General features: G+C 67.2%; 11 protein-coding genes. 6 read left to right on the plus strand and 5 right to left on the minus strand.

The genetic code is table 11. The features are described from left to right. Nucleotides 1-81 precede the first annotated feature (81 nt). On the minus strand, nucleotides 82-522 hold the full coding sequence (arfB, locus tag ACFQWG_RS09315) for an alternative ribosome rescue aminoacyl-tRNA hydrolase ArfB (protein ID WP_380974663.1): 441 nt from the start codon (nucleotides 520-522) through the stop codon (nucleotides 82-84). A 294-nt stretch (nucleotides 523-816) separates the two neighbouring features. Here arfB and ACFQWG_RS09320 point away from each other — a divergent pair, with 294 nt between their 5' ends. After that, nucleotides 817-5,049 carry a LamG-like jellyroll fold domain-containing protein gene (locus ACFQWG_RS09320; RefSeq protein WP_380974665.1) on the plus strand — a complete coding sequence of 1,411 codons (4,233 nt, stop codon included), beginning with the start codon at nucleotides 817-819 and terminating at the stop codon, nucleotides 5,047-5,049. Between the two features lie 593 nt (nucleotides 5,050-5,642). Continuing rightward, nucleotides 5,643-6,299: a winged helix-turn-helix domain-containing protein gene (locus ACFQWG_RS09325; RefSeq protein WP_380974667.1), complete on the plus strand. Its 657-nt coding sequence runs from the start codon at nucleotides 5,643-5,645 to the stop codon at nucleotides 6,297-6,299. Nucleotides 6,300-6,391: 92 nt separating this feature from the next. Here ACFQWG_RS09325 and ACFQWG_RS09330 read toward each other — a convergent pair whose 3' ends face one another. Then, the gene (locus ACFQWG_RS09330) at nucleotides 6,392-6,604 is read right to left on the minus strand and encodes a hypothetical protein (RefSeq protein ID WP_380974669.1); all 213 of its coding nucleotides are present in this window, start codon (nucleotides 6,602-6,604) and stop codon (nucleotides 6,392-6,394) included. 311 nt (nucleotides 6,605-6,915) lie between these two features. Here ACFQWG_RS09330 and ACFQWG_RS09335 point away from each other — a divergent pair, with 311 nt between their 5' ends. Next, complete coding sequence (locus ACFQWG_RS09335; protein ID WP_380974671.1) at nucleotides 6,916-8,397, plus strand: sigma-70 family RNA polymerase sigma factor; 1,482 nt, start codon at nucleotides 6,916-6,918, stop codon at nucleotides 8,395-8,397. A 453-nt stretch (nucleotides 8,398-8,850) separates the two neighbouring features. Further along, a complete protein-coding gene (locus tag ACFQWG_RS09340; RefSeq protein WP_380974673.1) occupies nucleotides 8,851-9,255 on the plus strand; it encodes a hypothetical protein in 405 nt (134 codons plus the stop codon). 21 nt (nucleotides 9,256-9,276) lie between these two features. Here the strand turns inward: ACFQWG_RS09340 and ACFQWG_RS09345 are convergent, their stop codons facing one another. Beyond that, entirely contained in the window at nucleotides 9,277-10,578 is a 1,302-nt protein-coding gene (locus ACFQWG_RS09345) for an ISL3 family transposase (RefSeq protein WP_380974675.1), read from the minus strand. Between the two features lie 150 nt (nucleotides 10,579-10,728). Between ACFQWG_RS09345 and ACFQWG_RS09350 the strand changes: the two genes are divergently transcribed. Next, nucleotides 10,729-11,466, plus strand: coding sequence for a hypothetical protein (locus ACFQWG_RS09350; protein WP_380974677.1), 738 nt, complete (start codon nucleotides 10,729-10,731; stop codon nucleotides 11,464-11,466). 94 nt (nucleotides 11,467-11,560) lie between these two features. Continuing rightward, nucleotides 11,561-12,541 (plus strand): GIY-YIG nuclease family protein, encoded by a 981-nt coding sequence (locus ACFQWG_RS09355; RefSeq protein WP_380974679.1) that lies wholly within the window; start codon nucleotides 11,561-11,563, stop codon nucleotides 12,539-12,541. Nucleotides 12,542-12,658: 117 nt separating this feature from the next. Here the strand turns inward: ACFQWG_RS09355 and ACFQWG_RS09360 are convergent, their stop codons facing one another. Continuing rightward, nucleotides 12,659-13,972 (minus strand): MFS transporter, encoded by a 1,314-nt coding sequence (locus ACFQWG_RS09360; protein WP_380974681.1) that lies wholly within the window; start codon nucleotides 13,970-13,972, stop codon nucleotides 12,659-12,661. Between the two features lie 26 nt (nucleotides 13,973-13,998). Beyond that, complete coding sequence (locus ACFQWG_RS09365; protein ID WP_380974683.1) at nucleotides 13,999-14,766, minus strand: glycerophosphodiester phosphodiesterase family protein; 768 nt, start codon at nucleotides 14,764-14,766, stop codon at nucleotides 13,999-14,001. Between the last annotated feature and the right edge of the window lie 158 nt (nucleotides 14,767-14,924).

Raw genomic sequence — 14,924 nt, forward strand, 5'->3', positions numbered from 1 at the left:
CGGGTCCGCCACCGACTGATAGTTCTGAATGAACTGTGATTCTCCGCCTGAGGGAGCCGATCCCCTCATCTCCCGGAGCCGTCACTCCCCCGTCGGCCGCCTGCGGTTCTGCTTGACCTCGGAGCGCAGCCGCTTCGCGGCCAGCCGGCGCTGCCGGGACGCCCTGGTCGGCCGCGTCGCCCGGCGGGCGACGGGCGGCTCGACGGCCCAGCGCAACAGCTCCGCCAGACGCTGGCGCGCTGCCTGACGGTTGCGGTACTGGGAGCGCTGCTCGGAGGCGTCGACGGTCAGGACCGCGCCCGCGAGCCTGCCGGCCAGCCGGGCGAGGGCGCGAGCCCTCTGGGCGGCGTCCAGTGCGGTGGTGGCCGCCAGGTCCAGGCTGAGCTGCACGCGGGAGTCCGCCGTGTTCACGCCCTGCCCGCCGGGCCCGGAGGAGTGGGAGAACTGCTCGACCATCTCCGCGGCGGGCACCGTCAGGCCGCGCGGCGCGCCGGGCCCGGGAGGGATTCGCAGATCGTCCATGGGTCGAGTGTGCATCGGATCGTCCGCGGAGTCCGGGCGCGCCGCGCCCGAGGTTCTCCCGCCACCCGGTCGCGGCAGATCAGACTCCTCGGACAATGACAGCCCATCTCTGTCTTTCTGCTGTTCAAACTGTGTTTACGAGGTAGCCGACGACACTCCCTACGGTGGCGGAGGCTGCGGCAGATGACCGACGCAGATCCGGCGGATCCCATGAGCACGACCTGTGAGGGCCGGTGCGTCGCCCACCTCCCGAGCCTGTCCGCATTCCATCGCACGCACGACGAGAGAACAGATATGCGTTTTCTGAGATCCACGGCCGCCCTGGCGGCCACCGCGCTGCTCGCGGGAGGGATGGCCGGGCTCCCGACCGCCGGTGCGCATGCCGCGCCGGCCGTCCCCGAACCCGACCTCCTCAACGTCAGTTTCGACGACGGGACGCCGACCGATGCGGCGGCGTCCCGCACGGCAACCTCATTTGGAGACCCGGTCATCGTCGGGGCGAATGGCTCCTACACGGGCGTGGCCTCCTTCGGCGGAGGCGACGGCCTGCTGTACCCCTTCCAGGACGCCTACGCCGACACTCTGTCCCGGACGAACGCGGTGACAGTCCACTGCGTCGTCAAGTACAACGGGACGCTGCTCACCTCCGGCGAGGAAGGCGTCTGCTCCGGCAAGGAGGCGGGCGGCGTGTCCACCTACTTCCGCGGGTCGAAGGCCGGCTTCATGATCGATATCGACGGCACTTACGCGAAGGCGCTGTCGACGCAGGACCTCACGCCCGGGCGCTGGTACGACCTCACAGCGACGTGGGACGGACAGACGATCGTCCTCTACGTGGACGGTGAGGAGTCCGCGCGCACCGAGGCCCCCGGCACTCTGACTCTGCCGGCGAAGGAAGCCGCGCGCAACTTCGTCCTCGGTGGCGACGCGAACTCCAGTGGCGGCGTCCAGTTCACCTCCGCCGCATCGATCGCGAGCGCCCAGGTGTACTCGCGGGCGCTGCCCGCGGGGGAGGTCGCCGCCCTCGCGGCCGCACGGCCTTCGCCCCTGCCCACAGGGGCCGTCGCACAGGTGGCCTCCACCGTCCCAGCCGAAGGCCAACAGCTCACCGAGCCCGTCCAGGTGGACGTCGAGGTCGACCGGCCGGACCTCGTCCATGGGACGGTCACACTGCTGCTTGACGGCTCACCCGTCTATCAGGGCAACACGATCGGCTCGGACCTGGCCGATGGCCCTCACACGCTGACCGCCTCCTTCGGCGACGTGTACGGCACAACTGTGACCCGCACGGTCGGCTTCATCGCCCAGATCGGAGAGGCCGGCGGAGACGAGGGCGACGCGCCCGCCGCGGACCTGCTGTCCGTGGACTTCGCCGACGGCGTGGGAGCGGACCGGGTCTCGGGGAACGAGCCCACGGGGCATGGCAGGCCCTTTGTCGTCGCCCCCAGCGGGCTCGGCGCCGGGGCCGCCACGTTCCACGGAGATGACGCGCTGTCCTATCAGTTCCATGATGCCATGGAGGCGATCGCCGAGGCCGGCACCGTCGCCGTGCGCTGCGTCTTCAAGTACAACGGCGCGCTTCCCTCCTCCTCCGAGGCCGACATCTGCAGCTCAAAGGAGTCCGGGGGCCTGGCCGTCTACACCGGCAAGGAGGGCACCGCCGGGTTCATGATCAATGTCGGCGGCTCCTACCGGTCGGTGTTGGGCAGCGAGCCCCTGCAGGCCGGCACCTGGTACGACACGGTCGCCGTGTGGGACGGGTCGAGGATCTTCCTCTACGTCAACGGCGAGCTCGCGGGCCAGGCGAACGCCGCCGGGGCCTTCACGCAGCCGCCCAATGAGACGGCGCACCACATGGTCCTGGGCGGAGACGCGTCCTCGAACGGGCGCACCCAGTTCTACGCGCCGGCCACGGTCGCCCGTGCGGACGTCTACTCGGCTCCGCTCAACGGCATGCAGGTCCGCTCGCTCCACGCGGGCGCCCTGGACGACCTGCCCACCGCGTCGCCGACGGCCCTCATCCGGACGACGCCCGGACAGGGCGACCACCTGGACTCTGTGGTCGAGGTGTCCGCGCAGATCGAGCATTCCGAGCTGGTCGACGGCCCTGTTGCCATCCAGGTGGACGGGGCTGGGAGCGCGCTGGGGGACACCATCGGGGCGGGCTTCGACGAGGGCGCCCATACGTTGACCGTCGCGTACTCCGACGGCTACGGGTTCGCCGTGTCGGCGGATGTCGCTTTCACCTCGACGAGCATCCCGGAGGGCGCTGGCGCGGATTCCGCAGTGGGCACGGGACGCGCCACTCTGTCCGCAGCGGCGGTCAATCCCAGCGGCGAGGACGTCACGACGGACTTCTACCCGCAGCCCGCGGCGACGGCCTCGAGCAGCAGTACGGGCCTGATCAGCCAGATCCCCACCGGCCTGAACGTGGAGTCGGCGGGCGGCGGCGGGCGCGCCCGCGCGCTGGCGGCCGACCCCCTGAAGCCGGGCGACGGCATGACCGCGGACAGCCCGCGCGGCACGGTCAAGGAGGGCGTCACCCAGATGCCCTACCAGCGTTTCGACTTCGACGTGTCGGGCGTCCCGGAGGAGGATCGGCAGATCGTGTGGCAGGGGACGGTGGACCCGGAGCGGGCTGTCGCCCTGCACCTGTGGAACGTGAAGACGGGCGCCTGGGAGCAAGCTGCCTTCTCCCGCGGGTCCTCCACGGCGCTCACCGCCCTGCGGGCGGGCGTCTCGGCCGCGCATACGGACGGCAGCACCGTGCACGCCCTGCTGGTGGGCCTGGATCCATTCGCCGATGATCTCGATGAGCCGGTGTCGGACTCCTTCGCGGACGATGCGGACTACGACTTCTCGATGGTTCACTTCTCCGACACGCAGTATCTATCCGAGGGCTCCATTGAGCACCCCGACAACCCCGTGGAGCAGGAGCAGTTCCACGCGGCCTACGAGGACATCATCAACTGGATCCTGGACAACCGCGAGTCCCGGCGCATTGCCTATGTCTCCCACACGGGCGACATCATGGAGGACTACGAGAACCAGGACTACTACGAGTCGAACATCGCGCAGTGGGGGGCCGACCATCTCGACCGTGAGATGCAGGTGGCCTCCGACATCCAGAGGAAGCTCGAGGACGCCCAGATCCCGAACTCAGTCTTGCCCGGCAACCACGACAACATGCACGGGCTGGACAACGACACCTATTTCAACAAGTACTTCGGGCCTGAACGTTACGAAGCTCAGGCCCTGACGACGGGGTGGAAGGCATCCGGCGCGGAATACCACGCCTGGGAGGAGGGGGACAACAGCAACAACTATCTGCTGTTCAGCGCCGGTGGATTGGACTTCGTCGTCGTCAACCTCGGGTACGGCGTGGATGAGGACGAGGCCGCATGGGCCGACTCCGTCCTCAAGCAGTACAAGGATCGCAACGCGATCCTCCAGACCCACGCCTACCTGGCGCCCAGCACCCAGGCCGACGGACGCAACGGCCCCGACTCCGCCGACGGGCGCCTGCTCAATGAGCAGGTCATCGAGGAGAACCCGAATGTCTTCCTCGCGATCGGCGGCCACGAGCACGGGGTGAGCGTCAACGTGCGCACCGATGTGGGACAGACGGGGAACAACGTCGTCGGCATGCTCGCCGACCACCAGGCCTATGAGGTTCCCGCCTCGCAGGTGCGCATCGAGAACCCGTCGGCGGCGTCCCTGCGGTTGGGGTCCAGCTTCCTGCGGCTCCTCCAGTTCGATGTCGCGGGCTCGAAGCTCATCGTCGACACGTACTCGCCGCTGCTCGAGACCTTCGATGCCGTCCAGTACGACACGAAGGACCGCTATGACCGCCGCTCGGAGGACTTCACCGTTCCGATCCAGTTGGAGACGCGAGCAACCAGCTTCAGCACCGACGCGGTCGCCCTGGTCGGCCAGGGGTCGCAGAAACTGGACTCGGTGACCACCCGTTCGGGGCTCACGGCCCAGACCGTATGGGACGGGCTCGTCCCCGGCAGGGTCTACGGCTGGGCGGCGCACAGCCACGGCGTGGGCGAGGCCGAGGGGTCGGGCGTGGTCCAATACGGCCTGTTCACGGCGGCAGACGCTGCGGACACGGCGGCTCCGGTGATCACCGTGCCAGACGGCGCGATCACCACCGCCGCCGGTCACCCCGTCGATCTGGCGCAAGGGGTGACGGCCGTCGACGAGCAGGCCGGCGACCTCACCGACCAGATCGTCACGGCCTCCGACGTCGATTGGGAGACGCCCGGGGAGTACACGGCGACCTTCACGGTCACAGATCCAGCCGGGAACCAGGCGAGCGCCACACGGACGGTGGTCGTCATGGCCGGTGACGACGCGGGTGGCGATGGAGACGGTGCGGGCGGCACGAGCGGCGACGCCGGATCCGGCGACAGCGCAGGCCTGGCGCGCACGGGCGCGGACGCCACGCGGGCCGCTCTGACGGCTGCGGCGCTGCTGGCCGGCGGTCTGCTGTTGGCCGCGCGCCGCACCCGCCGCGTCTGAACCAGCCTGACGCGGTGAACGGGGCCTTCCCGCTCCTCGGGCAGCATGCCCAGGGCAGGGAGGCCCCGTTCAGTCCGCCGCCGCTGGCCCTTTCGCATCGCGCGCACACGGGCTGCGGTCTCTCGCGACGCTTCCCGGAGCATGTGGTCCGCTCGTGCCAGTGCGCCGTCGAGCCAACCGACATCGTCCGCCCCTCGGACGGCCACGGGCGGCCGCGAAGCTCCACCTGGCAGATCCTGTTTTGGACGCCGCAGCGTCGAGAGCGGGGCCCGGTCCAGTCGTCCGATCTCTCGTTGCGGAGACCGCCTCCGAGGGCCGGGCCTCAGCAGTTCTCACCGACCTCGGCGACGTCACCGGTGCTGATGCCGCCGGAGTCCGCACGGTGACCGCGCCCCACTCGGCCGTCACGGGCACCGGGCCCACGAGGGTCACCGACGACAGCACGATCACCGCACGTCTGTCCGCCTTGGCACCCTGACAGAATGCGGCTGAGATGGCGGGCGGCTCTCCTCCCTATGCTGGAGGCGCGTCTGGACTCTCGCTGACGAGGGCGCCCCGCCGGACCGGGTTCGGCGGAAGGAAGAAAGGACACCATGGCCGACGACGGCATTCCGGCGGCACGCAAGGACACGCTGGTCCTGGAGCTCCTGCGTGTCCTCGACGAGGCGAGAGCACCGCTCAAGAGGTCTGAAGCCCTCGGCCGGGTGGAGGAACGGCTCCGAGGGACGTTCGCCCCCATTGAGCTCACGCCCGCAGGGCCGAGCACCGAGGAAGCCCGATGGCACAACCACCTGTCCTGGTACAGCACTCACATGAGGGTTGCCGGTTGGCTCGACAAGACTAGAGACGGCTGGGTCATCACCGAAGAGGGGCGCCAGGCACTCGCCCACTACGGAGAGCAGCCCGACGGCATCGCCGCGGAATCGTTGAGGATCTACCACACGCACCAGAAGAACGCCTCCTCCCCCAGCCGTTACGCCCCGATCCTCGACGCCGCCCTCGAACTGCTCGAACCCGGGCAGTGGGCCTCGTACTCCGATCTGGCGGCCGTGGCGAGCACGAACGCCCAGACCGTCGGGTCCTACATGAGTTCCACCGATACCGAGGGCGCCCACCGCGTCCTCCAGAAGAGCGGGACCGTCTCCCCCGGTTTCACATGGAACGATGGGCGCACCGACGATGCCCGCGACTGGCAACTCGACGTTGAGGGGTGGGTGTTGCGAAGTCCCATAGCCTCAAGACTTCGTTAACAGACTTCACGAACAGTCCCTTCCCGGTAGGAGCAAGACGCCAGGCAGCGTTGCGATCGACGCGACGCCGATCGCAACGCCCCTGCGGGGAACTACGCGAGATGCAACCCGTCGTCGTGCGGATAGATCAACTCGAGCGGGCGCTGGGTGATCTGGCGGATCGGCTGCCAGTAGTTGTCCAGCCAGATCGGCTCGTCGTCGCCGACCTCGTCCAAGCACTCCAACAGACTGGTCTTCGTGAAGAAAGCGAAGCCCGCCGGCAGCCTGCGCCTCAGCGGCCAGGAGTGATCCGTGCCCTTGTCCATGTGTTCCTCATTCCGGGACAACACCCGCCCGGTGGGCGGGGTTGACGGAACGGGAGGGCGCACATGTGAGGAATCGTAGCGCCTGAGACACACAGGTGATCCGCGACCTGCCCCATTCGTACTCTGATGGGACTCCAGCGAGGCACCGGCCCTCCGCCATCTCCGCGCGGAGGGCGCTGTCCACCGTGAGGGACCGCCCGCATGAGGGGCGGCAGTTTTTCTCAAGAGAAACCCGGCGAGTCGCCCGATGGGGGCTCCGGCGCCGCCCTCGTCGATCCCAGATGCCCGCGCCCAGCCGTAGCGTTGGACGTATGGCAGTCATCGACGACGACGCCCACCCTTTCCGGAGCGCCGCGGGCACACGAGGCGGCTCTCGCCCCGGCGTCCAGGCCGAACGCGTGCCATCGGCCGGGGATGCGGACCCGTGGTCACTGGACGACGCCTTGTTCGGGATGCTGTCCTTCTCCCCCGTCGACGAGGACGGCCCGCGCGGCGAGGACGCCCTCGTCGGCGCAGCGATGAGACGGGGACACGGACGCCATGGCGCTGCGCGCCAGACCGCGGACGCCGTCCGCGACCCATGGGACCGGATGCTCGATTGGGCCGATCGGCTGCCGATCACGCCCGGGCACATGTACGACCACGAGCTCCTCACCCCCTCGCAGGAGCGCCTGTTGGCGGAGAGGATCCAGGCGGGACTGGCCGCGGCCGCCTCGTCTGGTGAGGGTGCGGCGACGCGGGCCGGCCACCGGACGATCCGCGAGGGGCGCCGCGCCATGGATATCCTGATTCGCGCGAACCTGCGGCTCGCGCGGGTCATGACGTTCGACGCACGACCCGGAAGTTCGTTGCCGGATGAGGATCGGATCGCGTTCGGAATCCTGGGCCTGTTCCGAGCGGCGGCCAAATTCGATCCGGATCGGGGAAGGTTCTCGACCTACGCGACGTGGTGGATCCGCCAGTCGGCGGCCCGCGGCTGCGACGACACGGAACGGCTCATCCGTCTCCCGGTCCACACGGTCGATGACCTGCGGCGCTGCCGCCGCGAGAAACGCGAGATGCGGGCGCGTCTGCATCGCACCCCGACCTTGGTCGAGGTCGCCGCCGAGTGCGACATCGAGCCCTCCCGCCTCGCCTGGCTGCGGATGGTGAGCCAGACTCCGCTCAGCCTGGACGACGTCATCGATCGTTCCCAGGACAGCGGCGAGTCCGCTTGGCGGGAGATCGTCCTGGACGAGGACGCCCCGGATCCCGGCGAGGTCGCGGAGTACAGGATCGAACAACTCGATGTGCTGGCCGCCCTTGACCGTTTCGAGGATGACGTCGCGCGTGGTGTGCTGCCCAAACGCCACGGGCGCTCCTCGTGGGCCGGGACGATCCACCGCGACATGCAGATGTTCCGCCTGCGTCTGGGCTTTGTCGACGGCGAAGTGTGGATGCTCGATCGGATCGGACACGAATTCGGCGTGACTCGCGAGCGCGTCCGTCAGATTGTCACGCGCCTGTGCGAGGACCCCGACCTGCGCCGCAGGATCGCGCTGGCCGCCGGCCGCGAGGACCTCATGGGAGAGAAGCCCGTTGGACGCGGACACACTGGAGCAATGGCTCGGACCGGCGCTCCGCCGGCGGAGGCACGGGCGCCCCGCACCGCCGCGCACCCGGCAACAGACGAGCCGGAAGGCCGCCCGCTCTCCTTTGAGAAGCGCCTCGAACTCGGTGTGGAGACGGAGGAGCGCGGCGTGCCCGACGACGTCTGGATGAAGGCGTTGGGGCTTCGCCACCCCGGCCGGTGAGCTCTGCCGTCGCGCCGGCGCCGTCCTCGGGTGCCCGTCGAGGACCCCTCGATGACCGCAAATGCCCATGGTCTGTCGGACACTCGTGATATCTCATCCACATGATCTCAGGAGGACCTCATGGACGCCGTCCATACCCCCGGCCTCGTCAACGAGCCGGATCCCCGGCACGCGGCTGGCAAACCAGCGCCACCGAATCCCCCGACGCCGTCCGATCACCCTCGAAGCCTGTTCGCACCCGATCCCGCCGGTGGCGCCTCGGAGTCAGGAGGGTCCGCGCCCCTTCTCGGCACACCCCAAGCTCTGGCCAATGCCGCTGCGGAGGCATCGCCCGCGGCTCAATCGATTCCGGTCGGTCCGTCCGCCCAGGGCGAGCCAACAGACCAGGTTCCTGGCTCGGCGTCGGCCGCGGCAGACCGCCGACGAAGGTTCAGCCTTCCGATCCTGCTCATCGTGGCCGCGTCGGCCTTGATCGTCGGCGTCGGCTTGGGCGTGGGTGGAAGCGCCGCAGCCAACGCTGCACGCGCTCGCGCCGCTGCGGACGAGCAATCCCAGGTCCTCACGACCGCCGTCGAGGACTGCGGTCATCCGGAGGGCATGGCTGTGGGAGACTCCGGGCAGTCGCTGAGCATCGACGGTGAGGGCGACGAGGAGTTCTCGGGAGCCTCCCTGACCGCCATCAGCTGCGTGCTCAACGAACTCGACGTTCCCGACTACGTCGTCTCACAGATCGAATCGACCAGGGCTCTCGACGGCACGCTGTCGGCGTCGTGGAGTGGACTCGACGCGACCTGGAACTACCACCCGGACAGCGGACTGAGCCTCGACATCCACTTTGATGAGAACGACAACAACTGACGGTTTCAGGGCTCTTCGGAATCAAGGGTGTAGGTGGGGTCTGAATCCGCCGGCTTCCAGCAGCGATCGGGCGACATAGTTGGTGAGGTTCCGGAAGCCGAGGGCGGAGCCGCGGAGGTGTTCGAGGCGGCCGTTGATCGCCTCGGTCGGGCCGTTGGATGTGCCGGGACGGTCGAAGAACGCGAGGACGTCGGCGGCGCGCTGCTTGAGCGTCCGGCCGAGCTTGCGCAGCTCGGCGAGCCCGGCCGGGACGCCGCTGGTGAGGGAGTCGATGAGCTGCTGCATGACGAACTTCCCAAGGCCCTGGTCGGGTTCCCGGTAGGCGGTGACCATCCGCTGGTAGATGCCCCAGGTCGCCTCGACCTCGGCGTGCTGCTCGTCGGCGAACAACTCCTCGAGCCGCGCTTGCTGCTTCTCGGTGAGCAACCCCGCTCCTGTGTGGAGGGTGCGGCGGGCCTTGTAGAGCGGATCCTCCTTCCTCCCGCGGCGCCCGAATGCGTCGCGCTGGACGCGGCGGCGGCACTCGTCGAGTGCGTCGCCAGCCAATCTCACGACGTGGAAGGGGTCCATCACCGTCACCGCGGCCGGGAGTTCTTCGACGGCAGCGGTCTTGAAGCCGGTGAACCCGTCCATCGCGACGACCTCGATACTGTCCCGCCAGGCCTGGGGGCGTTCGGCGAGCCAGGTCTTGAACACCGCTTTCGAACGTCCCTCGACCATGTCCAGCAGCCGCGACGTTCCCGTCTTCTCCTGCACCGGGGTGAGGTCGATGATCACGGTGACGTACTTGTCGCCGTGTCGGGTATGGCGCCAGACGTGCTCGTCGACGCCGATCACCCGAACCCCGTCGAACCGTGCCGGGTCATCGATCAGGACCCGCTTGCCCTCGGCGAGGACCGCTGTGTTCGCCGTGTGCCACGACACACCCAGGCCCGCGGCGACACGGGAGACGGTGAGGTGGTCGATCACGATGCCCTCCAACGCCCACCGCACCCCGCCGCGCGACAGCTTCGCCCGCGCCGGTGCTGCCGCGGCGAGGTCTTCACGCCACGACCGCCCACAGTCGGCGCACTTGTAGCGACGGACGCGGACCAGCAGCGTCGTCGGACGGTGTCCGAACGGCTCATGCGCGAGCAGCCGCGTGTCCGTCCCGCGGGAGAGCGCCTGGCTGCCACAGCCCCGACACCACGGATCCGGCTCCGCAACACGGCACTCGATCACCGCCCGATCCGGCTCAAGGCACTGACCCACGGCCTGAAGACCGAGCTCATCGAGACGGCAGAACACGGTCAGATCAGGAGTCGCGAAGGTAGCGTGGAGCACGTCGAGGTCTTCCGGCAGATGGTCAGTGTGAGAACTTCCATCATCGGGAGACCTCGACCCTCACCCAGCCAACGACGCGCCCACCCCACCTACCCCCTCAACTGCGAAGAGCCGGTTTCAGAGTCCATTCCCGGTCGCGAAGGAGACGCCATGAGTCCGAACAATCCCGAACACGCTTTCATGCCTCCACAACCCGGAGAGGACCCGGCTGCCGACGCGCAGCCCGGGGCCGGACCGGCCGACGGCGAAACCGCGACGTTATCCGAGCCGGGTCTCCCTGAAACGACTGCCCAGACCGACGAAACACCCGATAAAGCCACAAGAAAGCCGTCCCCTATGGTCGTCGGATTGATTGCCGTCGGCGTGCTAGCGGTGGCGGGCTGGGGGGCATTCGGCGTCGCGATGTCGCGAGCCGAGTCGGCCGAGTCCAGCTTGGCCAGCACCCTGGACACGCTGACGACGACCACGGCCGAGTTGAAGACCGCCAAGAACTCGCTGGCGGCTGTGACCAGCGACAGGGATGACTTGCAATCCCAGGTCGATCAGATCGAGGACAGGGAGCAAGCCGCGAAAAAGCGCGAGGACGACGTGCGGGCACGTGAGGACGCCGTCAAGAAGCGCGAAGACGCCGCGACAGCCGCGGAGCAACGAGTCGCGGACAACACCTTCGGATCCGGCACCTATCAAGTGGGGGCAGACATCGAGCCCGGGACCTACCGCACGGATGGCGGATCATTCTGCTACTGGGCGCGGCTCTCCGGTGGCGGAGGGACCCTCGACGACATCATCGCGAACAATAACGTCGAGGGGCCGGCAACGGTGTCCATCGACGCCTCCGACTGGGGGTTCGAGAACCGCGGCTGCGGGAAGTGGACGAAAGTCGGCTGAGTTCGTCCCCGACATCGCGGACCGCCACCGGCTCTGAACCCGCCCCGACCCGGAACGCCCCCGCAGACGCACCTTCGCGGCCGACAATCCTCCCATGAGCAAAGACGCATTCCGCCGCTGGGCGATCACCCCCGGCACCAGCCTCAGTGTCCACCTCAAGCCGGGTGAGCCGCGGTGCGGCATCTACATCCTGGAGTTCGCCGACGGGCAGCGCTACGTCGGCCAGAGCCGCGACGTCGTTCGTCGTTTCGCCGACCACTCGCGCCACCACCCCGACATCGTCGCCCTCCAGTTCCGGGCGGTGGCGCAGAGTGACCTGGACGCCGCCGAACGCCAGATCGTCCAGAATCAGCGCGACGCGGGGCACCGCCTGCGCAACATCGACCTGGTGTCGCGATCCTGGGGGGACTCCGTGCTCGACGCGGTGGTCGACCAGGAAGCCCAGGCCGGTTGGGCCGAGGGCGAACCGCAGACCCATCCCGACGACCAGCGCATGCTCATCGCCAAACGCCGACTCGCCACCCTCGCCAAGTACCAAGCACTCCAACAGGTCCCGGCCTTCAACGCCGTCTTCGCCGACGTGTGCGCCTACGTGGGCCGCGTCATCCCCTGGCCGTCCGCTACCGATGGCCGTTTCTGGACGGTCTCGGCGATGCCCGGAACCAACAGGACGCGCGACAGCCAGCGCCTCGTCACCGTCAACTGCGGGCGGGTCGAGACCTTCGTCATCATCGAGGACCGCGCCACCCACGAATCCGACTGGTTCCTCAACATTGAGCATGGCCTCCTCTCCCCCCAGGACCTCCCTCGCGACCTGCGCGATGCCCTGATCGTCGTCGAGGACGGCTACCGCACCGCGGGAACCGTGGACTGCATCGACGGCGGAAAGACAGGCAGCCTCGCCGCCTGGCTGGACAAGACCCCCGGGTTGGAGATCGCGGCCCGCCAGCTCGCCCTCAACCTCATGCGCAAGGGACCGTCCTGGTACGCCCGGTTCCACTGCGACGATCTCGTCGACGATGTCCTGCTCGCCCTCGACGACGCCCATGCCGACATCGCGGGTACAGCGGGGTGAGCCGCACCCCGCAGCAGTGGAAGATCGATGACGGGAAGCGCGTCACCGGCCTCGCCTGCGGTACCCCGTGGGTATCTGCGGGCGAGGCCGATGGCAATGACAAGCGGCCGACTCGGATCAGGCGTCCACCGCCATCCTCTTCTTGTTGGCACGATGGTTGACGACGACCAACGCCGTGGCCGCAACGCATCCCACCAAAGCGACGCTGGCTGTGATCATGAAAATGTACCGGTATCCCGTTGCCGGATCAGCCGCGTAGCGATCGGTCAGAGACCCGTTGAGCGTGTACGCCCAGAACACCGACGCATAGGCGAGGAACGACCCGACCGACATCGCGGATCCGGAGACCCCCTCTGGCAGATTGAGCTCGGCAATTGGCGCCAGGATGACCGACTTGCCCAAGAACGTCGCCAGCGCGACGACGATGAGCATGATCAGGATCGGCCAGATCATCGCCTTGTCAACCGGAAGCATCATGACGACGACACACGCGGCGGTGACGAGACCCAATGAGACTGCCATCATCTTCGTTGAGGACTTGAAGACGTAGTCGGCCAAGACGCCGGAGACGACACCGGCGAAGACGCCGACAAGACCCGTGTTGAAGATGCCGAAGGCGCCTGCCATCCCCTCAGAGACCCCGAACACCTCAGTGAGGTACGGGGCGGAACAGTACATGAGGTTGATGTACGCCCAGTAGACGGTGAGCGCGGCAAGGCCCGCCAGCCACACGCGGGGCTTCGCGATGATCCGCAGCAGACCCGTCAGCGCAGCGACGTTGTCCGACCTGCCCTCTTCCTGCGCGATCTTCGTGTCGGGTACCAGCTTCGCCACAGCGATCATCATCGGGATGATGAGCAGCGCGTAGACGATCGCGAACACCCTCATAATGATCACCGTCTGATCGACCCAGACCATCATGCAGATGACGATCACGCCATTCATCAGGAACTCCGTTGCCCTGCGAATGGACTCCAGTAGTCCCATCGCCAGGCCCTTGCCCTCTTTGTCCTGGTCAGCAGAGAGGATCGAGACCCCGTTGACCACAGCCGGCCAGACGATCGCGTCAAGGACACCCCACGAGATCGCAATCGCACTCATCACGGCAAAGCCAGGCGTGAAGACGAACAGGACGAGATAGGTTCCCAACCTCCAAGCCAATGACCAGAAGATGATCGTCCGAACCTTGAACCGATTGTTGATCCAGCCTGCTGGCACATAGAGGAATGTCGCAATTCCGATGTATCCCATCAGGATTCCGAACTGCGTGCCGGTGATTCCCAGCATGTCCTGAAGGGGAAGCATCAACGAGCCCTTGAAGGCTTCGAATGCGGAATAGATGATCTGTCCCGACAGGACGACTGTGAGGAATGGACCAACGCGCCCCTTCCGCAGGAACACGGGGATTCGCGACTTCTTCGTTGCTTCCATAGTGATATCTACTTTTCTCATTGTGTTCAGGCGAGGTGTTGAAGCGCAGCCGACCGATTCGTGAAGACCCCGGTGCAGCCCCAGTTGAACAACTGGTGAGCCCGGTCCACATCGTCGACCGTCCAGACATTGACGCCATAGCCGGCCGCCCGATAGTCCCTCACCTTGGCTGCCGTCAGCCCCGAGTCCTCGGGATGGATGTACGTGGCACCGCACAGCTCCAGCACTGAGCGCCAGTCGTCGTAGAGAGCGGCCGTCTCGTAGAGCACGCCGATGGCATACTCGGGATGACGCTCATGGAACTTCATCAGCAATGGTTGACCGAACGAAGAGACGATGACCTGCACTCCCGGATCGAGACGGGAGAGCTCCTTCGCGACCGCATCGACCAAGAGAATCGTTCTCTCCGCGCCCTGTTCGTTCTGCTTGATCTCGACATTGGCGTTGACTCCGCGTTCGTTGAGAAAGTCGACGAACTCGGACAGGAGGGGAAGACGCGCACCCGCGAACTCCTCGCCATACCATGATCCCGCATCGATGGTCGTCAGATCCTCGGCGATCAATGTGTAGAAGCTGCCGGAGCGATCGGTCGTGCGGTCCAGCGTCGAGTCATGGATGATGACGGGTGTTCCATCGGACAGGATATCCACGTCCGTCTCGAGCCATGTGGCACCTTTGTCGACCGCAAGCGCGAATGACTCCATCGTGTTCTCGGGCGCCTGGGTGGGCAGACCCCGGTGTGCGAAGACAGCGCGATCGAAGGTGGGCACCAACATTGTGGGTACGGAACTCATAAAGACTCCTTTGCCGAAATGATCCGTCCATCAAATGGTAGAAAGCCTTCGCGCACTTCCCCGACAAGAGGCGCCGCATTGAGAATCCGTGCTCCGACCGCAATCGGGACTGCTCATCCGTTCAAACGTTCTTGCAGATGCTTACAAACTTTACTATA

It is taken from the genome of Schaalia naturae (assembly GCF_042665795.1).
GTDB lineage: Bacteria > Actinomycetota > Actinomycetes > Actinomycetales > Actinomycetaceae > Pauljensenia > Pauljensenia naturae.